This is a genomic window from Paracoccus haematequi, assembly GCF_900631945.1.
Lineage (GTDB): Bacteria > Pseudomonadota > Alphaproteobacteria > Rhodobacterales > Rhodobacteraceae > Paracoccus > Paracoccus haematequi_A.
Genome location: NZ_UZWE01000029.1, coordinates 255,076 through 278,739 on the forward strand (window position 1 = coordinate 255,076; position 23,664 = coordinate 278,739).

At 67.4% G+C, this 23,664-nt stretch carries 22 protein-coding genes; 12 read left to right on the forward strand and 10 right to left on the reverse strand.

Annotated features, from left to right (window positions below; genetic code table 11):
* Positions 1–4 precede the first annotated feature (4 nt).
* The 8 genes from PARHAE_RS09875 to PARHAE_RS09910 all read left to right on the forward strand — a co-directional run bounded on the left by PARHAE_RS09875 (position 5) and on the right by PARHAE_RS09910 (position 9,179).
* Positions 5–1,192 carry an ABC transporter substrate-binding protein gene (locus PARHAE_RS09875; RefSeq protein ID WP_126154435.1) on the forward strand — a complete coding sequence of 396 codons (1,188 nt, stop codon included), beginning with the start codon at positions 5–7 and terminating at the stop codon, positions 1,190–1,192.
* Complete coding sequence (locus PARHAE_RS09880) at positions 1,189–1,944, forward strand: ABC transporter permease (protein WP_206436920.1); 756 nt, start codon at positions 1,189–1,191, stop codon at positions 1,942–1,944. The genes PARHAE_RS09875 and PARHAE_RS09880 overlap by 4 nt, the downstream gene beginning before the upstream one ends.
* Before the next feature lie 625 nt (positions 1,945–2,569).
* Positions 2,570–3,754 carry a M20 aminoacylase family protein gene (locus tag PARHAE_RS09885; RefSeq protein WP_126154437.1) on the forward strand — a complete coding sequence of 395 codons (1,185 nt, stop codon included), beginning with the start codon at positions 2,570–2,572 and terminating at the stop codon, positions 3,752–3,754.
* Positions 3,751–4,356, forward strand: coding sequence for a GNAT family N-acetyltransferase (locus PARHAE_RS09890; RefSeq protein ID WP_126154438.1), 606 nt, complete (start codon positions 3,751–3,753; stop codon positions 4,354–4,356). The genes PARHAE_RS09885 and PARHAE_RS09890 overlap by 4 nt, the downstream gene beginning before the upstream one ends.
* Entirely contained in the window at positions 4,353–6,140 is a 1,788-nt protein-coding gene (locus PARHAE_RS22245) for an amino acid ABC transporter permease/ATP-binding protein (protein ID WP_126154439.1), read from the forward strand. The genes PARHAE_RS09890 and PARHAE_RS22245 overlap by 4 nt, the downstream gene beginning before the upstream one ends.
* A 132-nt stretch (positions 6,141–6,272) precedes the next feature.
* A complete protein-coding gene (locus PARHAE_RS09900; protein WP_126154440.1) occupies positions 6,273–7,205 on the forward strand; it encodes an ABC transporter substrate-binding protein in 933 nt (310 codons plus the stop codon).
* 54 nt (positions 7,206–7,259) lie between these two features.
* Positions 7,260–8,192 (forward strand): ABC transporter substrate-binding protein, encoded by a 933-nt coding sequence (locus PARHAE_RS09905; protein ID WP_126154441.1) that lies wholly within the window; start codon positions 7,260–7,262, stop codon positions 8,190–8,192.
* Positions 8,193–8,195: 3 nt separating this feature from the next.
* Positions 8,196–9,179 carry an LLM class flavin-dependent oxidoreductase gene (locus PARHAE_RS09910; RefSeq protein ID WP_126154442.1) on the forward strand — a complete coding sequence of 328 codons (984 nt, stop codon included), beginning with the start codon at positions 8,196–8,198 and terminating at the stop codon, positions 9,177–9,179.
* A gap of 100 nt (positions 9,180–9,279) precedes the next feature.
* Here PARHAE_RS09910 and PARHAE_RS09915 read toward each other — a convergent pair whose 3' ends face one another.
* The 4 genes from PARHAE_RS09915 to PARHAE_RS09930 form a co-directional block, all read right to left on the reverse strand.
* On the reverse strand, positions 9,280–10,617 hold the full coding sequence (locus PARHAE_RS09915) for an LLM class flavin-dependent oxidoreductase (RefSeq protein WP_206436921.1): 1,338 nt from the start codon (positions 10,615–10,617) through the stop codon (positions 9,280–9,282).
* Between the two features lie 15 nt (positions 10,618–10,632).
* On the reverse strand, positions 10,633–11,616 hold the full coding sequence (locus PARHAE_RS09920) for an MsnO8 family LLM class oxidoreductase (RefSeq protein WP_126154444.1): 984 nt from the start codon (positions 11,614–11,616) through the stop codon (positions 10,633–10,635).
* 199 nt (positions 11,617–11,815) lie between these two features.
* Complete coding sequence (locus tag PARHAE_RS09925) at positions 11,816–12,079, reverse strand: WGR domain-containing protein (protein WP_126154445.1); 264 nt, start codon at positions 12,077–12,079, stop codon at positions 11,816–11,818.
* 95 nt (positions 12,080–12,174) lie between these two features.
* Positions 12,175–13,119, reverse strand: coding sequence for a LysR family transcriptional regulator (locus tag PARHAE_RS09930; protein WP_126154446.1), 945 nt, complete (start codon positions 13,117–13,119; stop codon positions 12,175–12,177).
* 86 nt (positions 13,120–13,205) lie between these two features.
* Here PARHAE_RS09930 and PARHAE_RS09935 point away from each other — a divergent pair, with 86 nt between their 5' ends.
* The 4 genes from PARHAE_RS09935 to PARHAE_RS09950 are packed head-to-tail and all read left to right on the forward strand — an operon-like array spanning position 13,206 to position 16,990.
* Entirely contained in the window at positions 13,206–13,745 is a 540-nt protein-coding gene (locus tag PARHAE_RS09935) for a TRAP transporter small permease (protein ID WP_126154447.1), read from the forward strand.
* Positions 13,742–15,025, forward strand: coding sequence for a TRAP transporter large permease subunit (locus PARHAE_RS09940; protein ID WP_126154448.1), 1,284 nt, complete (start codon positions 13,742–13,744; stop codon positions 15,023–15,025). Before PARHAE_RS09935 ends, PARHAE_RS09940 begins: the two co-directional genes overlap by 4 nt.
* A gap of 1 nt (position 15,026) precedes the next feature.
* On the forward strand, positions 15,027–15,992 hold the full coding sequence (locus PARHAE_RS09945; RefSeq protein WP_126154449.1) for an amidohydrolase family protein: 966 nt from the start codon (positions 15,027–15,029) through the stop codon (positions 15,990–15,992).
* Positions 15,989–16,990 carry a TRAP transporter substrate-binding protein gene (locus PARHAE_RS09950; protein ID WP_126154450.1) on the forward strand — a complete coding sequence of 334 codons (1,002 nt, stop codon included), beginning with the start codon at positions 15,989–15,991 and terminating at the stop codon, positions 16,988–16,990. Before PARHAE_RS09945 ends, PARHAE_RS09950 begins: the two co-directional genes overlap by 4 nt.
* Here PARHAE_RS09950 and PARHAE_RS09955 read toward each other — a convergent pair.
* From PARHAE_RS09955 to PARHAE_RS09980, 6 genes are all read right to left on the reverse strand, one after another.
* Positions 16,962–18,929: a 3'-5' exonuclease gene (locus tag PARHAE_RS09955; protein WP_126154451.1), complete on the reverse strand. Its 1,968-nt coding sequence runs from the start codon at positions 18,927–18,929 to the stop codon at positions 16,962–16,964. The genes PARHAE_RS09950 and PARHAE_RS09955 overlap by 29 nt on opposite strands.
* Positions 18,923–19,294, reverse strand: a complete 372-nt coding sequence (locus PARHAE_RS09960; protein ID WP_028720512.1) for a response regulator transcription factor — start codon at positions 19,292–19,294, stop codon at positions 18,923–18,925. Before PARHAE_RS09960 ends, PARHAE_RS09955 begins: the two co-directional genes overlap by 7 nt.
* Positions 19,295–19,341: 47 nt before the next feature.
* Entirely contained in the window at positions 19,342–21,144 is a 1,803-nt protein-coding gene (locus PARHAE_RS09965; protein ID WP_126154452.1) for a DUF294 nucleotidyltransferase-like domain-containing protein, read from the reverse strand.
* Between the two features lie 57 nt (positions 21,145–21,201).
* The gene (locus tag PARHAE_RS09970) at positions 21,202–22,920 is read right to left on the reverse strand and encodes a cation acetate symporter (protein ID WP_206436922.1); all 1,719 of its coding nucleotides are present in this window, start codon (positions 22,918–22,920) and stop codon (positions 21,202–21,204) included.
* A 2-nt stretch (positions 22,921–22,922) separates the two neighbouring features.
* Complete coding sequence (locus tag PARHAE_RS09975; RefSeq protein ID WP_028720509.1) at positions 22,923–23,225, reverse strand: DUF485 domain-containing protein; 303 nt, start codon at positions 23,223–23,225, stop codon at positions 22,923–22,925.
* A gap of 168 nt (positions 23,226–23,393) precedes the next feature.
* Positions 23,394–23,664 (reverse strand): AMP-binding enzyme (locus tag PARHAE_RS09980; RefSeq protein ID WP_420899398.1); only part of this gene is annotated, 271 nt, incomplete at its 5' end.

Genomic DNA, 23,664 nt, shown 5'->3' on the forward strand with positions numbered 1-23,664 from the left:
CGTCATGCCCACCGAGGATAGCCTGTTTTCCCGCCGCGACATCATGCGCCTGTCGGCGCTGCTGACCGCCTCGGGGGCGCTGCCCTTCCTGAACGCGCGCGCCGCCCGCGCCCAGGATCCCGACGAGCCGGTCAGGATCGGTTATCTGCCGATCACCGATGCCACGCCCCTGCTGGTGGCCCATGGCAAGGGCTTCTTCGAGGCCGAAGGGCTGGCCGTCGAAAAGCCGGTGATGTTCCGCGGCTGGTCCCAGATCGTCGAGGCCTTCCTGGCAGGCCAGGTGAATGTCGTCCATCTGCTGTCTCCGATCACCGTCTGGGCGCGCTATGGCAGCCGGATCCCGGCCAAGGTGGTGGCCTGGAACCATACCTCGGGTTCGGCGCTGACGGCGGCGAACGATATCGACACGATCGCGGATCTGGGCGGCAAGACCGTGGCGATCCCCTATTGGTATTCGATCCACAATGTCGTGCTCCAACGCCTTCTGCGCGAGAACGGGTTGAAGATCGTCACCACCGGCACGCCTGCCGCTGACGAGGTCGCGCTGTCGCTGATGTCGCCCGCCGACATGGTGCCTGCGCTGGCGGCGGGCCAGATCGCCGGATATATCGTGGCCGAACCCTTCAACGCGGCGGCCGAGATCAACGGCATCGGCAAGGTGCTGCGCTTTACCGGCGACGTCTGGAAGGATCACGCCTGCTGCCTGGTCTTCATGCAGGAACAGGATCTGGCCCAGAGGCCGGAATGGTCGCAGAAGGTCGTCGACGCGATGGTCAAGGCGCAGTTGTGGACGCGCGACAACCGGGCAGAGACCGCGCAGCTTCTGTCGTCGGCCAACCCGCAGAAATACACCCCCCACAGCCCCGAGATCCTGGCCCGCGTCCTGACGCCCTCGGATGCCGATACCCAGGGCTATGTCGCCTCGGGCGCGATCCGGCATCCCGACTGGAAGGACAAGCGCATCGACTTCCAGCCCTATCCCTTCCCGTCCTATACCGAAGAACTGGTGCGGATGCTGAAGGATACCGAGGTCGCGGGCGAGCGCGGCTTTCTGAGCGACCTCGACCCGGCCTTCGCCGCGACGGATCTGGTCGATGACAGCTTCGTGCGCAAGGCCCTCGAACGGGTCGGCGGGCTGCCCGCTTTCGGCCTGCCCGAGGGCTGGACCCGGTCCGAGGTCGTCCAGGCGTGAGGATCAGGGCGCAGGGCGCGGTGCTGGGGCTTGCGGGGATCGGGCTGCTGCTTCTGGCCTGGTGGATCGCGACCGACGTGATCGCCGGGGACAGCAGCTTTGCGCGGCGCTTTTCGCCGACGCGCACCTTTCCCGCCCTGGCCGGGCTTCTGGCGGGTCCCGACCTGTGGCTGCATATCGGGCAGAGCCTGCGGCGCGTCCTTGTCGGGCTTGCCGCCGCCCTGGCGGTCGGCGTGCCCCTGGGCCTGCTGATCGGCGCGTCGCGCCTGGCCGAAGCTGCGACCACGCCCGCTTTCCAGTTCCTGCGGATGATCTCTCCACTGTCCTGGATGCCGATCGCGGTAATGGTCTTCGGTGTCGGCGACGCGCCGATCTACTTCCTGCTGGCTTTCGCAGCCGTCTGGCCGATCCTGCTGAACACCGCCGCAGGCGTACGGCAGTTGGACCCGCAATGGCTGCTGCTGTCGAAAAGCCTTGCCGCCACCCGCTGGGAAACGCTCAGCCGCGTCATCCTGCCGGGCGTGCTGCCCCAGGTGCTGACCGGATTGCGGCTTGCCATCGGCATCACCTGGATCGTCCTGGTCCCGTGCGAGATGCTGGGCGTGCAGGCAGGGCTTGGCTATTTCATCCTCGATACCCGCGACAGGCTGGCCTATGACCAACTGATGGCGGTGGTGCTGATGATCGGTATCCTGGGATACATGCTGGACGCACTGGCACGCACTGCCATCCGCCGCGTGGGGGTGCTGTAGGTTGGCTTAGGCCCCCTTGAGCACGGGGGACGCGCTAGCCGAATTCGACTTTGGTTGTCGGGAAATTTCTCGCGTCTGTGGCCGCGTCCGAGGAGGTTGGCCTTGAAGACCTCCGCAGGCGTCCGGAAGCCGAGGCATTTGCGCCGCTTGGCGGCGAGGCCGGCACAGAGCTGGAGGAGTTCTTTCTGAGAGAGCGAGTTCGGATCGGTGTCTCGGCATAGCCATCGTCTGAGAATCAACGCGGTGGCAAGTCCCGTCAGTTCTATATAAGTTCCATAACTCGGATTATTGAAGGAAAACAACCGGGGGGGGACGCGACTTGAGGCGCTTGTCCGTTTTGACGGCTCGCTGGCGCCTCTGGCGGAAGCCCCTGCACAGCGAAGCCCCAGCATCCGATACATGATGCTCTTGAACGGCCACGGCTGCCTCATCCCGCATCTCCAGAGGCTCAAGAGAAATCAGCCGTTTCCCCGACCAGTCCTGGCGGAAAATATCGCGCGTCTGGCGGCCTAAAAAGACCGACCTGTTTCATTTACGGAAAAATCTACAGCGATATTGTAGTGATTAGCGCGGCGCCCGATTCTCTTGGCTGTCCGCTGCCATTCGAGGAAAGCCAGGAGTATCCATGAACATCGCTGTCAGCCCACCTTCCGCGACAGCGGCGGCCATCGCCGACAGCATCGCCGATTTCGTGGCGCTGCGCCGGGAATTCCATGCCCGGCCGGAACTGGCATTCGCCGAACGCGCCACCACCGCGCGGATCACCGGATTGCTGCAACGCTGGGGCTATCGGGTCGAACAATTGACCAAGACCGGCGTCATCGCCACGCTGGAAAACGACCCCGGCCCGGTGCTGGGCCTGCGCGCCGACATCGACGCCCTGCCCATCGACGAGGCGACCGGCCTGCCCTTTGCCAGCACCGTCCCCGGCGTGATGCACGCCTGCGGCCATGACGGGCACACGGTCATCCTGCTGGCGGCGGCGCGTCACCTGGCCCGCAGCCGCAGATTTCGCGGCACGCTGCGGCTGATCTTTCAACCGGCCGAGGAGATCGGCGCAGGCGCCAAGGCCCTGATCGACGCCGGGCTGTTCGACCGCTATCCGGTCGATGCGATCTTCGGGCTGCACAATTGGCCGGGCGTTCCCGCGGGCCGGTTCGGCTTCGTCGAGGGCCCGGCCATGGCCGCCATCGACCGGATCGAGGCGCGCTTTGTCGGGCGCGGCGGCCACGGGGCCGAGCCGCATCTGGCCGTCGATCCGGTGGTCGCCGCAGCCCATGCCATCACCGCGCTGCAATCGGTGGTCTCGCGCAACGTGAACCCGCTGGACATGGCTGTGGTGACCGTGGGGTCGATCCATGGCGGGCAGGCGTCGAACGTGATCCCGGATCAGGTGGACCTGAATCTCAGCCTGCGCAGCTATGCCGCCGAGACGCGCGCGCTGCTGACGCGCAAGGTGCCCGCGCTGTTCCAGTCGGTCGCTGCCGGTTTCGGGGCTCAGGCGCGGGTGACCGTCATCGAAGGCTTTCCCAGCGTCGTCAACACCGCCCGCGAAACCCGGTTGGTGCGCGATGTGGCCATTGCGGCCCTGGGCGCGGATGCGGTCATCGCCGATTTCGCGCCGCGCACGGCGTCCGAGGATTTCGCCCATTACCTGCATCACCGCCCCGGCAGCTTCTTCTTTGTCGGCAATGGTGACGGGGCGCCGCTGCACAGCCCCGAATACCGCTTCAACGACGACATCATCGCCCCCGCCGCGACGCTTTGGGCTGCGCTGGCGGAACGCTTTCTGAACGGAACCCCCGCATGACTGACAGCTTTGTCGTGACCTCTCCGACCGATCCGCGCGCCCGCCCGCTGGTCGAGGATCTGATCCGCGAATATGACCAACGCTATGGCACGCTGTTCAGCCAGGGCGGCGCGCGGGACGAGGTGTTCCGCTATCCGCCCGAAACCTTCGCGGCGCCCCATGGCACCTTCCTGCTGCTGATCCGCGGGGGCGAAACCATCGGCGGCGGCGCCTTCATGCGGTTGGACGCGGACACGGCGGAATTCAAGCGCATCTGGACGCGGGGCGACCTGCGCAGGCAGGGTCTGGCCCGGCGGATCGTGCTGGAACTGGAACGCCAGGCGGCGACGCTGGGCTATACCCGCGTCTATCTGACCACCGGCTTCCGCCAGCCCGAGGCGCAGGGCCTGTATCTGGGGCTGGGCTATCGCCCGCTGTTCGACCCGGCCCTGCCGCCCGAACTGTATGCCACATTGCCCTTTGAAAAGCATATCGGCGCGCAGGCGGGCCGTCCCGGCACCTCACCCCTGAAACAGCCCGCTGCATCCTTCGAGGCGGCGGCCCAGGCCACCGCCGCCGCCAAGGCCGCCCGGTCGCAACCCCTTGCAGGAGCCGCGTCATGAGCGCCACCGACCTTCACGCCCCCGCCGCACCGCCGCGCCCCGACCTGGGCAGCCTGCGCGTCATCCCGATCCGGCACCGAGCCCGCGCCATCGGCACCGCCGTGGCGGCGGTCCTGCTGGCGGGAATCCTGTATTCGCTGCTGGCCAATCCCCGCTGGGGCTGGCCGATCTTTGCGCAATGGTTCCTGTCCGAACCCGTGCTGGTGGGCCTGGGCCGCACCCTGCTGCTGACCGCGCTTGGCGCCTTCTTCGGGTTCACCTTGGGCACGGTGCTGGCCCTGGCGCGGGTGTCGTCCTCGCCGCTGCTGGCGGGATTGGCCTGGGGGTTCATCTGGCTGTTCCGGTCGATCCCGCTGATCGTCCTGCTGCTGATCCTGAACAACCTGGGCTATCTGTATGCGACCGTCTCGCTGGGCGTGCCCTTCACCGGTTTCACCTTCTTCAGCTATAACACCACGCAGCTGATGACGCCTTTCCTGGCCGCCGTGCTGGGGCTGACGCTGAACCTGGGCGCGTTTTCGGCCGAGGTGATCCGGGGCGGAATCCTGTCCGTGGATCAGGGCCAGCACGAGGCCGCCGCCGCCCTGGGCCTGCCCAAGGGCCACCAGGCGCGCCGGATCGTGCTGCCGCAGGCGATGCGGTCGATCGTCCCCACCGCCTTCAACGAGATCATCGGTTTGGCCAAGGGCACCTCGATGGTCTATGTGCTGGCGCTGCCGGAACTGTTCTATACCGTCCAGATCATCTATCGCCGCAACCTTGAAGTGATCCCGCTGCTGATGGTCGCGACGGTCTGGTATCTGATCATCCTGTCGGTCCTGTCGGTCATCCAGTATCACATCGAACGGCATTACGCGCGCGGCGCGCTGCGCACCCTGCCCCCCAACGCCTTCCGCGTGATCTTTGCCAGGCTGGGGCTGGTCAGCCTGACCCCGCCGCCGAAATCCGCAGACGCCGCCCCCCTGCCCTCGCCGATCCTGCGCGCGCAGCAGCACGGCAGCGACTGGGCCGGCAGCCTGCCCCAGGGCGGCACCGTGGAAATCCGCGGCGTGACGAAATCCTATGGCGACCTGACGGTGCTGAAGGACATCGACCTGGTGATCCCCGCCGGATCGGTCACGGCGATCATCGGCCCGTCTGGGTCGGGCAAATCCACCCTGCTGCGCAGCATCAACCACCTGGAACGCGTGGACCGGGGCTATATCGCCATCGACGGCGAGCTGATCGGCTATCGCCGCGACGGCGACGCGCTGCACGAGCTGCCGGAAAAGGACATCCTGACCCGGCGCGCCGATGTCGGCATGGTGTTCCAGAACTTCAACCTGTTCCCGCACCTGACCGTCCTGGATAACATCACCGAGGCGCCGATCTCCGTGCGCGGCCTGCCGCGCGCCGAGGCCGAGCAGCTGGCCCTGGATCTGCTGGCCCGCGTCGGGTTGTCGGACAAGGCGGGCGCCTATCCCCGGCAGTTGTCGGGCGGCCAGCAGCAGCGCGTCGCCATCGCCCGCACCCTGGCGCTGAAACCCAAGGTGCTGCTGTTCGACGAACCCACAAGCGCGCTTGATCCCGAACTGGTGGGCGAGGTGCTGGACGTGATCAAGGAACTGGCAAGTTCCGGCATCACGCTGATCATCGTGACGCATGAGATCGGCTTCGCCCGCGAAGTGGCCGACCGCATCGTCTTCATGGAACAGGGCCGGGTCGTCGAGACCGGCAGTCCCGCGCAGGTCCTGAACGACCCGCAGAATCGCCGGACCGCCGATTTCATCGCCAAGGTGCTCTGACGGCCGGGACGTGCGGTTCCCTCCTCCCTGATCGCACGTCCCGGCCGCTTTCCTCCCCCCGATCCGCATCGCCGGTGCCGCATCTTGGGCACCGGACGGACCCCTCTCACGCCGAAATGGAAAGAAGGTCTCATGTCCCTGTTTGCTCTGTCACCCCGCGTTCTGGCCGTTGCCGCCATGACGCTGCTGCCGATGGCCGCCGTCGCGGCCGAAGAAATCGACCTCAGCCCCGAACAGCCGGGCCGGATCCGCGTCGAAAAGGTTCAGGCGGCGATCGACCTGCTGCCCCCGGATTACCCGTGGGTGACGCCCGGAAAGCTGACCGTCGCGGCGGTTCCGAACCGCCTGCCGCTGGCGGTCTATGCGACCGACACCAAGACGCCGGTGGGCAACGAACCCGACATCGCGCAACTGATCGCCGACAGCCTGGGGCTGGAGCTGGAACTGGTCGCCGTCGCCTGGGCCGATTGGCCGCTGGGCGTCGAATCCGGCAAATACGACGCCGCGATCCACAACATCACAGTGACCGAGGAACGGAAGGAGAAGTTCGACTTTTCCACCTATCGCAACGACCTGCTGGGCTTCTATGTCGCCAAGGACAGCAAGATCACCCAGATCGACGACCGCACGGATATCGCCGGGCTGAACGGCGCGGTGTCGTCGGGCACCAACCAGGAGGAGATCCTGCTGCGCTGGATCGACGAGAACAAGGCCCAGGGCCTGCCCGACACCACCGTGTCCTATTTCGACGACGAGGTGGTTCAGGATCTGGCGCTGGAATCGGGGCGCATCGACTTCTATCTGGGGCCGAACGCGACCTCGGCCTTCAAGGCCAGCAAGGACGGCAAGATCCGGCTGGTCGGCACCCTGCCGGGCGGCTTCCCGAACCAGGCCGATATCGGCGTCGTCACCCGCAAGGGCACGGGCCTGGCCCCCGCGATCACCGCCGCGCTGAACGCCCAGATCCAGAACGGCACCTACGCCAAGGTTCTGGCCCGCTGGGGGCTGGACAGCGAAGCGATCCCGGAATCGCGCACCAATCCGCCCGGCCTCGCCAAGAAATGATCCCCCTGCCCCGGCTGGCACGGCCGGGGCGCCCCTATGCAAGGACCATTCCGAATGAACGTCTTCCTGCGCAGCATTGCCGCCGCCGTGACCGGCGCGCTGCTGTCCACCCTGCCCGCCCTTGGGCAGGACGGGCCTTTTGACCTGACCCCCGAACAGCCGAACCGTGAACATGCCCAGCCGAACCCGCAGGCCATCGCGGCGATCCCGGCCGATTTCCCCTTCGTGACGCCCGGCACGCTGACCATCGGCACCAATCCGGGCGGCCCGCCGCTGTCCACCTATGCCACCGACACGCAGACGGTGGTGGGCGCGGACGTGGACACCGCGCTGCTGATCGCCGAAAGCCTGGGCCTGAAGCTGGAGGTGGTGCCGACCGCCTGGGCAGACTGGCCGCTGGCGCTGCAATCGGGCAAACTGGACGCGGTGTTTTCCAATGTCGGCGTGACCGAGGAGCGGAAAGAGAAATTCGACTTCGCCACCTATCGCCAGGGTCTGCACGGGTTCTTCGTCCATAACGACAGCGCGGTGCAGTCGATCAGGGAACCCAAGGACATCGCGGGCCTGACCATCGTCGTCGGCATCGGCACCAATCAGGAACGCATCCTGAACAAGTGGAACGATCTGAACGTCGCCGCCGGCCTGGAACCCGCCGAACTGGTCTATTACGACGACGAGGGCGCCAAGCTGCTGGCGCTGCGGTCGGGCCGCGTGGACGTGATGGTCCAGCCCCATGCGCAACTGGTCTTCATCGCCGCCCGCGACGGCGATTTCCGCAAGGTCGGCACCCTGTCGGCAGGCTGGCCTGAACGATCCGACGTGGCGGCGACCTTCCGCAAGGGCTCGGGCCTGGCCGAGGCCGTGTCCATCGCCATCAACGGGCTGATCGAAAGCGGCGCCTATGGCCGGACCCTGGAACGCTGGCATGTCCAGGACGAGGCGTTGGACCAGTCCCAGGTCAACCCGCCCGGCCTGCCGAGGTTCTGACCCATGGGCATTTCGCATTTCGCCATCCTGATCCCCGGCAATTTCGCCGGGGACGATCCGTTCACCGGCCTGGACGAAACCCTGCGCCTGTTCGAACTGGCCGAGGATCTGGGCTATCACAGTGCCTGGGTGCGCCAGCGGCATCTGGAACGCGGCGTGTCGTCGGCCGCGACCTTCCTGGCGGCGGCCACCCAACGCACCAGCCGGATCGGCCTGGGCAGCGCGGTGATCCAGCTTGGCTATGAAAGCCCCTTCCGCCTGGCCGAGGATCTGGCGACGGTCGATGTGCTGTCGCGCGGCCGCCTGAACGTGGGCGTCAGCGTCGGTCCCGCGCCCTTCGCGCATCTGCTGGACGGCTATCTGCCGCAATGGCCTCGGGGTGAAAGCCGCTATGCCCCGGCCGAACGGCTGGCCCGCGCGCTGCGCAGCGAGCCTCTGTCCGACCGGGCCGAGGCCGGGAACGCGGCGGGCGATCAGATCCCCCGCCTGCAACCCCATGCGAAGGGCCTGACCAACCGGCTGTGGTATGGCGGGGGTTCGACCGCTTCGGCGGAATGGGCGGGCCGCAACGGTTGGAAGCTGCTGACCGGCAATGTCATCACCGCCGAACGCCACAAGGTCTTCCTGAAAACCCAGGCCGACCTGATCCGCACCTATCGCGAGGCCTGGCAGGGCCAAGGGCAGCCGCAGGTCGCCCTGGGCAGGGTGCTGCTGCCCACCGACAGCGCGACGCCCGAACAGCGCGAGAAATACGCCGCTTTCGTGGAACGCCGCCTGCCCCGCACCTGCCAGCCGAACGGGCCGCAGGACACGATGTTCCTGCCCGACCTGACCGGCACCAGCGACCAGATCATGGCCGCGCTGCGCCACGACCCGATCCTGCCGCAGGTCGACCACCTGCGCCTGGAACTGCCTTATGAGTTCGAACCAGAGGATTACCGGCAGATCCTGCGGGATTTCGCCGGGATGTTCGACGCGCTTCGCTAGGCTGGCGGGGCGGGGGGCGCTGCCCCCCGGTCCCTGCGGGACTCCCCCCGGGATATTTGGACCAAGGCAAAAGAGCCCGCGGAAGGACGGTCCGCCTGGTTCACCCCGCCTTCGCCACGGCCGCCGGTTCCCGGCTATAACGGCTTTCCTTGCGCGGCAGGCCCAGGTGGTCGCGCAGCGTCTCTCCGGGCAGATGGCGGCTATAACGACCCCGTGCTTCAAGCTCGGGGATCACCAGGCGGATGAAATCGTCCAGCCCCTGGGCCGATACCGCAAAGCCCAGGATGAAGCCGTCGGACGCGCCCGCGTCGATCCAGTCGATGATCTTGTCGGCCACCTCGGCCCCGGTGCCGATGAAATGCGGGCGCGGCGTCGCGGCGGCCAGGGCGGCCTCTCGCAAAGTCTGGCCCTTGGCCTTGGCTTCGGCCTTGATGCGGTCGGTGGTGGATCGGAAGCTGTTCCTGCCGATCTCGCCCAGGTCCGGGAAAGGCGCGTCCAGGTCGTATTGGGTGAAATCGTGATGGTCGAAATAGCGGCCCAGATAAACCAGGGCCTCGTCGATGGACAGCAGCGCCTGGATCTCGCGATATTTCGCCTCGGCTGCCTCATGCGTTTCCGCGACGATGGGAGAGATTCCGGGGAAGATCTTCACGTCGTCGCGCCGGCGCCCATGCGCCACGGCGGCATCCTTGACGCGGTTGGTGAAGTCGCGCGTCTCTTCCAGCGAGGGCGAATGGGTGAACACCGCATCGGCGTATTTCCCGGCCAGCCCGATCCCGGCATCCGAGGATCCGGCCTGGAAGATCACCGGCTGGCCCTGCCTGGAACGCGGCGCGTTCAGCGGCCCGGCGACCTGGAAGAACCGGCCCTTGTGGTTCAGAGTATGCAGCTTGTCGGGGTCGAAGAATTGCCCGGTCTCGCGGTCCCTGACAATCGCGTCGTCGTCCCAGCTGTCCCACAGGCCCTGCGTCACCTCCAGATATTCGTCCGCGATCTCATAGCGCAGGACGTGGTCCGGGTGGTCGCGCGAATAATTCAGCGCGGTCCCTTCCAGCGGCGTGGTGACGACGTTCCATCCCGCCCGCCCGTCCGAGATCAGATCCAGCGAGGCCAATTGCCGCGTCACCGTGAACGGTTCGGAATAGGATGTGGAAACGGTCCCGGCCAGGCCGATCTTCTTCGTCGCCACGGCCAACGCCGACAGGACCGTCATCGGTTCGAAGCGGTTCAGGAAATGTGGGATCGACTTTTCGTTGATATACAGCCCGTCGGCGACGAAGGCAAAGGCGATGCCCGCGGCCTCGGCCTTTTGCGCCTGGCTGATATAGAAGGCCAGGTTCACGCTGGCATCCGCCGGTCCGCCGGGATGCTTCCATGAATTCATGTGCCCGCCTGCGCCGTGCAGCATGATGCCGAAGGAAATGGGTTTGCCGGTCATGATGGTCCTTTCCGGTCAGGCCGCAGCCCGACGCGCCTGCCTGGCGATCAGTTCGATGGAGGTCAGCCGCGCGGCGGGATCCGCCACCGGCTGGTCGATGATGAAATCGGTCACGCCCAGATCGGCCTGCAACGCCTGAAGCTGCTGATGCACATCATCGGCGGTTCCGGCGATGGCGGTCGGCTTGCGGATCTCGATCCGGTAATCCTCGCTGCCGTATTGCCGGGCGTATTCGTGGGCCGCGTCCTCGGTCACAAGGTTGACCGCATGGCCGTCGGCAAAGACCGGACGGACGATGCGCAACTCGCCCAGGCGGTCCTCGGCCTCGGCCCGGCTGGGGGCGGCAAAGGCGGCGATGGCCAGGATCGGGCGGCGGCCCGCGATCGCCTGATAGGAATCCAGCACGGCCAGCGTCTTGTCGCGGTCGCCGTCCTGATGGTCCGCATGGACGAAGTTCCAGCCCAGCTGCGCGGCCTGCACGGCGCTGTCGACGCTGCCGCCCAGCAGGAAGCGGTCGGGCAGGACGGCGGGACGCGGCACGATGTCGGCGCCATGATGGATGCCGTTCAGCCAGGCATCCAGATCGGCCAGCTTGCGGTCCAGATCGCGGGCGGATCCCGGCGCCAGTTCGGCCTGGATCGCCCGCGTCGCCAGCGGCAGCCCGCCCGGCGACTTGCCGACGCCCAGTTCCACCCGCCCCGGCGCCAGCGAGGCCAGCACCGAGAACAGTTCGGCCACCTTGTAGCCGCCGTAATGCTGAAGCAGCACCCCGCCGCTGCCGACCTTGATCCGCCGGGTCTGCGCCAGGATATGCGAGACCAGGATCTCGGGCGCGGCACTGGCAAGGCCCGGCGATCCGTGATGTTCGGCCAGCCAGTAACGGTGATAGCCCAGATCGTCGGCCAGCCTTGCGGCCGCCAGGGTCGTCGCCAGCGCATCAGGCCCCGTGGATCCTTCGGCGATGGGCGACTTGTCGAGAAGGCCCAGACGAAAACTCATGACATGCTCCTTATCCGCGGGGCGGGCTTTGAAATGACTATAGGAATTGTCGTGTTTCAGTAAATGAACGGGGCTTGTCGAATTTGCCGCGCAAACGGCGGAATCGTGCTGTTTGCCGGGCCGTCGAGAGAATGGGGATGCAATCAGGGGGCAAGCGCGAATCGGCCGGACGGCAGATCCGTGGGCAAACCCCTGACCCTCAGCCTTGGCCGTCCGGGCCATCCCGGCTTTCGTAACCCCGGCGCAGTTTCCGCCTTTGCCAGATGTCCCGCTCCCGCTCGGCGGGTTCGACCGAGGCGAACCAGTGCCGGCGCTCTTGGCCGCGATGGCCGGAACGGCCCCAGTTGCGGATCAGGACCACGCCCCCGAAAAGATCCGGCGTGATCTCCAGGCTATAGAAGCGCGCCATGTTCCGGGTCGGATCATGGCGGAACAGGTGGATGCTGGGCGGCTGTGTCTCCATAAGGGCAGCTTAGCGCGGGCGCCGGAAAGCGGTCCAATGACGATCCTGAATCGAACGGCGCGGACCGATTCCGTTCCATGATACATCGGCCCTGGCTAGGGGTCGGGTTCGCAGGGGATCAGGGCCATCAGCTCGCTCAGCGCGGGCATGGCGGCGCGGGTCTTGCGGGTCAGCGCGCCATAGGGATCAAGCTGCCGCGTCAGCATCACCGGCAAGATGGCCATCATCCCGCTGGAAACGTAATGCAGCGCGACGGAATGCGGCACCACGGCGATCATGCCGCTGTGCTGAAGAAGGGTTGCGGCCGTCAGGATCGAGGCCGTTTCGACCACGTTCGCAGGCGTCTCCATCCCGGCTTCGCGGAAGGAGGCATCGACCACCTGCCGCAGCGGGCTGCTGCGAGGCTGAAGGATCCAGGCCGCCTCTGCCAGGTCGCACAACGACAGATCGGGCCGGGTGCGCAGCGGGTTCTGCGCGCCACAGACGATGGACAGGCGTTCGGGACCGATCGGGGTGAAGACGATATCCTGGCCGTGATCGGTCTGGACAGGCCTGCCGATCACCACGTCCAGACGCCCCTGTTCCAGCATCGGGATCAGAACGTCGCTGGTCTCGACGGTGATGGTGATGTCCAGGCGCGGGCGCCTTTGCTTCAACTGGGCGATGGCGATCGACAGGGGACCGGCGGCGGCGGCCGTGATCATGCCCACGGCCAGCCGCCCGGCCGCGCCCGATGCAAGCCCCGCCAGTTCGTCGCGCAGGGCGCCGACATCCGAGATGACAAGATGGGCATGACGGTTCAGCGCCCGGCCATAGACGGTCGGGACCATCCCCCGCCGCCCGCGTTCGAACAGGGGCAGGCCAAGCGCCGCCTCCAGTTCCGCCAGCATCTTGGTCGCGGCGGGCTGGCTGATGCCGATCCGGTCGGCGGCCTTGCGCAGGCTGCCCAGCTCCTCGACCGCGACAGCCAGCGAAAGCTGGCGCAGCCGCAGCCTGCCAAGCAGCGATGTCAGCGGTGGAACGTGCATGTTGATAGCCATGGGTTATCATCCCATAGCGCAAAGCAAATTGACAGCTATCACTGCATCGGCTTCCTTTCCGCCATCATCGGAGGAGGATGTGGGTGATGGAGAGACTGGGCAAGCTGGCCCTGCTGGCGCTGCGCGTCTTCATGGTCGCGGCGATGACCACGATGATCGTGCTGGTGTTTCTGAATGTCGTGCTGCGCTATGGGTTCAATTCCGGCGTCAGCATGTCCGAGGAACTGTCGCGGACGCTGTTCGTCTGGCTGACCTTCATGGGCGCGGTGCTGGCGCTGTATGACCACGGCCATCTGGGCGTCGATACGCTGATCAGCCGCCTGCCCCGCAGCGGCCAGATTCTGTGCGCGATCCTGGGCGACGGGCTGATGCTGTTCTGCTCGGGCCTGCTGCTGATCGGCAGCTGGAAGCAGGTGCTGATCAACTGGGGCAATGCGGCGCCGGTGTCGGGCCTGCCGATCGGGCTGACCCATCTGGCGGCCTTCGTGTCAAGCCTGGGCCTGATCGTCGTGATCGGCGCGCATCTGCTGCGCGTCCTGACCGGACGGGCGGGCAGCCGCGATCTGGTCCAGGTGGTCGAAAGCGAGGATATCGCCCCCGAAATCCGGCCCGAGGCCGCCCGATGACCGTCGCGATCTTCCTGGGTTCGCTGCTGGGATCCATGGCCATCGGCGTGCCCATCGCCTTCGCGCTGATCCTCTGCGGCGTCGCGCTGATGCTGTTCCTGGGCATGTTCGACGCCCAGATCGTCTCTCAGAACCTGGTCAGCGGCGCCGACAGCTTCCAGCTTCTGGCGATTCCGTTCTTCCTGGTCGCGGGCGAGTTCATGAACGCGGGCGGCCTGTCGCGCCGCATCGTCGACCTGGCGACCTCGCTGGTGGGGCATTTCCGCGGCGGGCTGGGCTATGTCGCGGTCCTGGCGGCCATCGTCATGGCCAGCATGTCGGGATCCGCCGTGGCCGATACGGCGGCGGTGGGCGCGATGCTGATCCCGATGATGCGCAAGGCGGGCTATGACGTGAACCGCTCGGCGGGGCTGATCGCGGCGGGCGGCATCATCGCGCCGGTCATCCCGCCCTCGATCCCGTTCATCATCTTCGGCGTCGCGGCCGGGGTGTCGGTGAAGAAGCTGTTCATGGCGGGCATCGCGCCCGGTCTGATGATGGCGCTGTTCCTGGTCGCGACCTGGTGGCTGGTGTCGCGCAAGGACGCGGTGCCGGTTTCGCCGCGCCAGCCGCTGCGGGTGATCGGCAGGCGGTTCAAGGACGGCATCTGGGCGCTGATGATCCCGCTGCTGATCATCGTCGGCATCAAGGAGGGCATCTTCACCCCCACCGAGGCAGGCGTGGTCGCGGCGGTCTATTCGCTGTTCGTCGGCATGGTCGTCTATCGCGAATTGAAGCCCGCGCAGCTGTTCGGCCTGCTGCTGGCGGCAGGGCGGACGACGGCCGTGGTCATGTTCCTGGTCGCCGCCGCCGGTGTCGCGGCCTGGCTGATCACCATCGCCGACCTGCCGCAGACCGTGATCGCCATCCTCGAGCCGCTGATCGACCGGCCGATCCTGCTGATGGCCGTCATCATGGTGATCGTGGTCATCGTCGGCACCGCCCTGGATCTGGTGCCGACGATCCTGATCCTCACGCCGGTGCTGATGCCGCTGATCAAGCAGGCGGGCATCGACCCGGTCTATTTCGGGGTGCTGTTCATCATGAACAACGCCATCGGCCTGATCACGCCGCCGGTCGGCACGGTCCTGAACGTCATCTGCGGGGTCAGCCGGATCACCATGGACGACGTGATGAAGGGCGTCTGGCCCTTCCTGCTGGCGCATCTGCTGCTTCTGGCGCTTCTGACGCTGTTCCCGTCGCTGGTGCTGGTGCCGATGGCCTGGTTCATGGGGAACTGAGATGGCGGAAATGCAGATCCCCCGCGACTGGCCGGTCTTCGATGCCCACCAGCATTTCTGGGATCCCCAGGTCAACTATCATCCCTGGCTGTCGGACGAGCCGCCCATCCCCTTCCGCTATGGCGACTACCGGCCGATCCGAAGGCGCTATCTGCCGCCCGACTATCTGGCCGATGCCGCGCCGATCCAGGTCGCGGGCAGCGTCTATGTCGAGACCGAATGGGATCCGCGCGACCCGCTGGGCGAGACCCGCTATGCCCATGACCTTCACGCGGCCTATGGCTATCCCAATGCGGTCGTGGCGCAAGCCTGGCTGGATCGCGCGGACGCCGCCCGTCTGATCGCCGATCAGGCGCGGTTTCCGCTGGTCAGAAGCCTGCGCCACAAACCCGCCGCCGCGCCCTCGGCGGACCAGGCCCGGCGCGGACTGACCGGCGGCATGGACGACCCGCGATGGCGCGACGGTTTTGCGCGGCTTGGCGCGCATGGCCTGATGTTCGACCTGCAAGCCCCCTGGTGGGAACTTGACGCGGCAGCCGACCTTGCCGCCGATTTTCCGGCGACGACGATCGTTCTCAACCATGCGGGCCTGCCCGCCGACCGCAGCGCCGAAGGGCTGGAGGCATGGCGGCGGCACATGGCGCGGCTGGCGCGGCATCCGAATGTGGTGCTGAAGATCTCGGGGATCGGGCTGAAGGACCGGCCTTGGAGCCTGGCCGACAACGGCCCCATCATCCGGGACGCGATTTCGATCTTCGGCTGGCAGCGGTGCATGTTCGCCAGCAATTTTCCCGTCGACAGCCTGGTGGGCGGCTTCGTCCCCATCTTCGACGGATTCTATCAGGCGACGCAGGGCCTGTCCGAGAACGCCCGCCGCGCGCTGTTTCACGACAATGCGGTCAGGATCTATCGCCCTGTCCCGCAAGCGACCGAAAAGCAATCGAAAATGGGAGGAGCCATTCGATGACCCGACTGACGAAAATCTGCGCGCTTCTGGCGACCACGGCCATGATGTCCGGCGCCGCCTGGGCCGAGGTGGGCCAGCATGTCCTGCGCCTGGGAACGCCGCTTCCCGACGCCCATCCGATCTCTCGGGCGGCGGTCAGATTCGCCGATCTGGTGGCCGAGAAATCGGGCGGCAAGATCGAGGTCAAGGTCTATCCCGGCGCGACGCTGGGCAACGAATTGCAGATGCAGTCGGCCTTGCAGGGCGGCACGCAGGACTTTTCCATCGGCACGACCACGACGCTGGCGGGCATGGTGCCCGAATTCTCGGCCATCGACATGCCCTATCAGTTCCGCAGCACGGCCGAGGCCGACGCGATCCTGGATGGCGGGATCGGCGCCCAACTGTTCCAGAAGCTGGAACCCAAGGGCCTGATCGGGCTGGCCTATATGGAACAGGGTTTCCGCCACACCACCAACAGCATCCGCCCGATCACCAGATGGGAGGATTTCAACGGCCTGAAGATCCGCGTCCAGCCCTCGAAGCTGTATATCGACATGTTCAACCAATTGGGCGCCAACGCCGTGCCGATGACCATCAACGAGGTCTATACCGCGATGGAGACCCGCGCCATCGACGGGCACGAGAACAGCCTGACCGCCATTGACGCGAACAAGTTCCAGGAGGTCCAGAAATATCTGAGCCTGACCGGCCATTCCTATAACGCCGTCGTGCTGCTGATGGGCAAGCCGTCCTTCGACAAGCTGAACGACGAGGAACGCCAGATCATCCGCGACGCCGCCGCCGAGGCCCGCGACTTCCAGCGCGACCTGACCCGCAGCCAGACCGAGGGCCTGCTGGCCACGCTTGCCGACGACGGCATGGAGATCAACGAGGTCACGCCCGAAGAACAGCAGCGCCTGGCCCAGCGGCTTCAGCCGGTGGTCGATGCCAACCGGGATGCGATCGGGGCGGACTGGATGGCGTCCTTTACGGCGGCGCTTGAAAAGCTGCGCTGACGGTGTTCGCCACGGATGCGGCGGCGGCCGGGGGGTTGGCGTCCTCGATCAGGCGGCGGTGGCGGCTGGCCTCGGACAGGACATCCTCGAACCCGTCCAGGCCCTTGGCCTTCAGGGCGGCGGACAGGCGCAGATAGGCCTCGGCGGTGGCGCGGGTGTCGCCCATCGCGGTGTGGCGGTCCTCGGGCGGGATGGCGATGCCCAGCCGGGCGGTCAGCGCGTCAAGCGTATGCGGCGCCGACTGGCCCCAGACCATCGCCGACAACAGGATCGTGTCCAGCACGCGATTGTCGAAATAGACCCCGGTTTCCAGCGCGGCGCGGCGCAGCATCCCCATGTCGAAGGGCGCGTTATGGGCGACCAGCACGGCGTCCTCGGCAAAGTGGTGGAAGGCCGTCAGCGCGCCGGTCATGTCGGGGGCGCCTGCCACCATCGCATCGGTGATGCCGTGGATCGCGGTGGATGCGGCGGGGATCGGGCGGCCGGGATTGACCAGCGTCTCGAACCGCTCGCCGGTCAGGCGGCCGCGCGCGATGCGCAGCCCGGCGATCTGCACGATCCGGTCGGTCGCGGGATCAAGGCCCGTCGTCTCGGTGTCGAAGACCACGCAGGTCAGGTCCGACAGCCGGGTGGATCCGGCGCTGCGTCCCGACAGGGCGAAGTCGTAGGTCAGCCCGGCCTCGTCGCCGCGCACGGGCGCAAGGGGCAAGGGCAGCACCAGCCGGGCCTCGTCCCCGTCCGCCTCGGGCCAGAGGCCGGTGACATGGGCGGCCAGGATCTCGTGCCCGGTCAGTTCGGGCTGCATCGGGTCGGGCGGTTCCGACAGCCAGGCTTCCAGACGGCCGATCGGCACCGGCGGGCCGGTCCAGACCAGCGACAGGCGCGCCTCGGCCCCCTCGGCTTCGGCACGCACATGCGGCGCGATGCCCTGGGCGCGCAGGTGCCGGTCCAGATGGCGCAAGAGGCTGTTCAGCGCCGCCGCGTCCGCCAGCAGCGCCAGCGGCGGCTGGCCGGGCGACAGGTCCAGCCCTGCGGCAAGCTCGTTCAGGCCCGCCCGGCCCTGCGGCGCGTCGCCGGTCATCCGGTCGGTCAGTTCGCGCACCGAGGCGGCAAGCCCCTGCCCTTCGGACCGGATCGCCTGGGCAAGCGCGGGCGGGATCGGCCCGTCCAGCGCCTCCAGCATCGGCACCAGCGTCGCGGCATGGCGGCGCAGGCGCTCCAGCGCCTCGCGCGGGGCGGGACGTTCGGCGGGGCGGTCGCGCAGCATCAGAAGCGTGCCGCCCTCGACCGCGCGCATCCGGCCCCACAGCCGCTGCCCGGCCGTGGTCAGGCAGGTCAGGTCGGTCGAGGCCGCCCCCGCCGCCAGCCGCGCCGCCGCGGATTCCAGCGCGCCCCCCGCAAGATGGCGCGCAAGCGGCCGGTCCAGCGCGATGCCGGGCAACAGCCGCGCGGCGGCGGCGTTGTAAAAGACCACGCGGCCGCCCGCATCGGTCATCACCGCGCCCGCGCCGATATCGGCCAGGATGGATTCCAGCGTCTGCTTTTCGCGTTGCAGGTCGGCGGCATGTTCGGCGATGGCGTCCGACAGAGCCTCGGCGGTGCGGGCGCGGGCCTCGGCCGCGTCGCGGGCAGCGGGGCCGAGGTCGGCCAGATAGCGCGCCTCGGGGATCTCGGGCGTCTGGCCGGTGCGCAGGCCCCCCGCCAGCAGCTCGATGGGCCGGGCGACGTTGCGGTCGAACAGGAACCAGACCCCGGCGATGATCGCCGCCGCCCCGCCGCCCGCGATCAGCGCGCCTTGCAGCAGCCCGCCTGCCGCGTCGCCGGACTGCGCGGCGCGGGCGGCGATCCACAGGCCCAGGGCCAGCAGCGCCACCACGCCCGCCGCGAGGCCCGCGAAGATCAGCAGGACGCGAACCCGCAGCGGCAGCCCGGTCAGCATGGCCCGGCCAGCAGCCGCGCCAGTTCGGCGCGCAGTTCCGACAGCTCGAACGGCTTGGCGATGAAGCCGTCGGCGCCAAGCGCCAGCCCCTTGCGACGCTCCACCGCCGATCCGCGCGCGGTCATCATCAGCACCCGCACATCCTTCAGCGCCGGATCGGCGCGCACGTCCTGCACGATCTGATAGCCCGAGACATCGGGCAGCATCACGTCCAGCAGCACCAGATCGGGATGGCTGGCGCGGATTTCATCCACCGCGCCCGATCCGGTGGCCATGCGCCGGTGGCTGTGGCCTTCCCGCGACAGCAGGAAATCCAGCGCGATGGCGATATTGTCCTCGTCCTCGACCACAAGAATGTCTGCCATCGGCGTCCCCTCCTTCAGACGACGGACCGGCTGCCCGGTCGTGACCTTCATCCCATCAAGCCCTTGCCATGGCCAAGCGCCGATTGCGCGCCCCGCACCACCACGAAAGCGTCGCGCAGATGGCTGCGGTCCAGGTTCGGCAAATCGGCCGGCGCCAGGTGGTTGCCCGGCCTTTCGCCCGCCCGGATCTGCGCGGCCTGGTTTTCCAGCCGCGCGGTCTGGATCAGGTCATAGGCCGCGATCAGGTCGGCCGCGCCACGCCCGCCGATGATGCCCGCCGCCTGCGCCTCGACCAGGCGGGCGCGGGTGTTGACCGGGGTCAGCCGCCCCTGCAACGCATAGACCCGCGCCAGGTCGATCACCGGCACGACGCCGTTGTGCTTCATGTCGATGCGGTTGCGGTACTGCCCCGAACGCGGCGTGGCGATGGTGCCGATCAGGCCCAGGGGCGGGCGGTGCTTCAGCGAATTCTCGATCATGTTGTACAGAAAGATCGGCTTCTCGGCCGCCAGCGCAAGGGTGTTGTGCTGCAAGCCCGCCAGCAGCGCCGCATCCCCGCCGATGGCGCGCAGGTCGAACATGACCGAGGCCAGCATCTGCGCCTCGGGGTTCGGGTGGTCGATCCAGTCGCGGAAATAGCCCCGCCAGACCGCGCGCGGCTGGCGCCAGCGCGGATTGGTCGCCATCATGTCGCCGGGGCAATGGACATAGCCGCAGGCGTTCAGCCCGTCGCTGACGAAGCGCGCAAGATCGGCGAACCATGGATGGTCCGGGTCGCAACCGTCGCCCAGGATCAGGCAGTTGTCCTGATCCGACAACCCGGTCTGTTCCTGCCGGCCCTGGCTGCCGCAGGCCGCCCACAGCCAGGGGCCGGGGGCGGGGCCCAGGTCCGCCTCGGCCAGGGCCAGCAGGCGGCGCGTCACCGCGTCGGCGATGTCGGTGATGGCCCGCGTGATCGCCTCGTGCCGGTAATTGGCGCCGACCATCTGCACCAGCAGGCCGGGGATGCGCGCGGTCGCCGCCGCCATGCCCGCCACATCGGCGGCCTGCGCGATGTCGCGGATCACGGCGGATGCCGACAGGGCCTGCACCCGCGTCAGGTCGGTCTGGCTGACCATGCCGACGAAGCGGCCCTGTTCCACCACCGGCAGGTGGCTGATGCGGCGTTCCAGCATGATGTTCAGCACGTCATAGCCCAGTTCGGACGGCGACAGCGTGATCGGACCCGGCGTCATCACCTGGGCGATGGGGGTCTGCGGGTCACGCCCCTCGGCCAGGACGCGGTTCGACATGTCGCGGATCGTGGCGATCCCGACCAGCCGCCCGCCCTCGACCACGCCGATGCTGCCCGCGCCCGCGTCGCGCATGGCGCGGGCGGCCTCGACGGCCGGGGTGTCGGGCGGGCAGCTGAGCGGCGGCTTGGCGCCGATCAGGTCGCCCACCTTCAGCACCGCCAGGTCGCTGGGCCGCGCCCCGCCCCGATCGAAGAAGCGCGCGACCGCAGGCTGGCTGTCGATCAGCCGCATCAGTTCGTCGCGGGGCAGCATCAGGACGGTCGCGTCCGTGGTCACGGCGGCGGTGGTGACGGCCAGGCCGTCGCGCAGCAGGCCCCGTTCGCCAAAGGAATTGCGTGGGCCAAGTTCCGACACGCAGTCGCCGCTGGCGTCCAGGATACGCACCGCGCCGCTTTCGATCAGATAGATGCCCGGCAGCGCCTCGCCCTGGCGATAGATCACGCTGCCTGCGGGCCAGTGCCTGCGGCCGAAGGAACGGGCGACCCGCGCCCGTTCGTCCTGCGGCAGGCTGTCATAGGGATGGATCGTGGCGATGAAGTCGTCGATCCGGGACATGCCGGGCCTTTCTGCGGGAAAAAGGCCGCGCCCCCGGCCAGGGGGCGCGGCAGGGTTTCAGTGGGACGAGGCCTCGGCCGCGCCGATGCCGGTCTCGGACCGCACCTGCTGCGCCAGGAAGCCCGCGCGGTCGATGCGCGCGCGACGGCCATTGTCCAGCTTCGACACGATCCAGATCGTCAGGAACGCCGCCGTCATGGAAAACAGCGCAGGCGAGGTATAGGGGAACGGTGCCGATCCGACCGGATTGCCCATCGTCGCCTCCCAGACCGAGGGAGAGACCACCGTCAGCCCGACCGACAGCGCCAGACCGACGAAACCGCCGATCACCGCGCCCCAGGTGGTGCAGTCCTTCCACAGGACCGACATGAACAGCACCGGGAAGTTGGCCGATGCGGCGACCGCGAAGGCCAGCGACACCATGAAGGCGATGTTCTGGTTCTGGAAAGCGATCCCCAGGATCACCGCCAGCGCCCCCAGGCACAGCGTGGTGATGCGCGACACCCGCAGTTCGGATGCGCTGTCGGCGGCGCCCTTCTTGAAGACCGTGGAATAGAGGTCGTGACTGACCGCCGAGGCGCCCGACAGCGTCAGCCCGGCCACCACCGCCAGGATGGTCGCGAAGGCCACGGCCGAGATGAAGCCCAGGAAGATGTTGCCGCCGACCGCATGGGCCAGATGCACCGCCGCCATGTTGTTGCCGCCGACCAGCTTGCCCTCGGCATCCAGGAAGTCCGGGTTGGTCAGCACCAGGGTGATGGCGCCGAAGCCGATGACGAAGGTCAGCAGATAGAAGTATCCGATCCAGCCGGTCGCCCACATCACCGACTTGCGCGCTTCCTTGGCGCTCGGCACGGTGAAGAAGCGCATCAGGATATGCGGCAGGCCCGCCGTGCCGAACATCAGCGCCATGCCGAAGCTGATGGCCGAGATCGGATCCTTGATGAAGGTGCCCGGCCCCATGATCGCCTGCCCCGCGGCTGCGGCGGTTTCCGGCGTGGCGTCGGGGGCGGCGGCGGCCAGGTCGGTCTTGACGCGCACCGCGTCGGCGAACATCGCCTCGGGCGAGAAGCCGTATTTCCACAGCACCATGAAGGACATGAAGGACGCGCCCGCCAGCAGCAGGCAGGCCTTGATGATCTGCACCCAGGTCGTCGCGGTCATGCCGCCGAACAGCACATAGACCATCATCAGGACGCCGACGATCACCACCGCGATCCAGTAGTCCAGGCCGAACAGCAGCTGGATCAGCGACCCCGCGCCGACCATCTGCGCGATCAGGTAGAAGGCCACCACGACCAGCGTGCCCGACGCGGCAAAGACCCGCACCGGCGTCTGCGCGAACCGGAAGGCCGCCACGTCCGCGAAGGTGAACTTGCCCAGGTTCCTCAGCCGCTCGGCCATCAGGAAGGTCAGGATCGGCCAGCCGACCAGGAAGCCGATGGAATAGATCAGCCCGTCATAGCCCGAGACCATGACCGCAGCCGAAATCCCCAGGAAGGACGCCGCCGACATATAGTCTCCGGCGATGGCCAGCCCGTTCTGGAAGCCGGTGATGCCGCCGCCCGCGGTATAGAAATCGGCGGCCGACTTGGTCTTCGAGGCCGCCCATTTGGTGATGTAAAGCGTGCCCGCCACGAAGACGGCGAACATGGCGATGGCGGTCCAGTTCGTCGCCTGCTTGGCGCCCCCCTGGATCACGTCGGCCGCCAGGGACGCACCCGGCGCCAGCATCAGCATCGCAAGGGCGCCTGCGCCCGAAAGTGTGCGGTTCATCATCAGCGCCCCTGCTTGATCTGGTCGCTTAGCGCGTCGAATTCGCTGTTCGCGCGGCGAACATAGATGGCGGTCACGACGATGGTGAAGATGATCACGCCAAAGCCGATCGGGATCCCCCAGGTCATCACGCCGCTGCCGATGCGGGCCGACAGCAGGTCCTTGTTGAAGGCGATCAGCAGGATATAGCCGTAATAGACCACCAGCATGGAGATGGTCAGGGTCCAGCCAAAGCGCGACCGGGTCGTTTTCAATCTTTGATAGCTTGGACTTGCGGCGATCCGTTCCGCCAAATTCTGTTCCATGGGCTGGCACCTCCTCTGCCAATCATGCCGGTTCGTCCGCCAAAGGGTTGGCGAACGCTGTCTGCGCGTTCGAAACGGGTCGCGGCGGCCCTGTCGCAGGCAAGCCGGTCCCGGCCTGCGGGCAGGAAAAGGCCCGCAGGAGCGATGCTTCGGGAAAGGGTGTTCCCCCTACCCTTTGTTCATTCTGTTTTTGATGAGGTCGTCGACGACCTCTGGTTCGGCGAGGGTGGAGATGTCGCCGAGGGTGGCGTAGTCGTTTTCGGCGATCTTGCGCAGGATCCGGCGCATGATCTTGCCCGAGCGGGTCTTGGGCATCCCCGGCGCCCATTGGATCAGGTCAGGCTTGGCGATCGGGCCGATCTCGGTGCGGACCCATTTCTCCAGCTCGGCCCGCAGCGCGTCCGAGGGCTCGACCCCGTTCATCAGCGTCACATAGGCA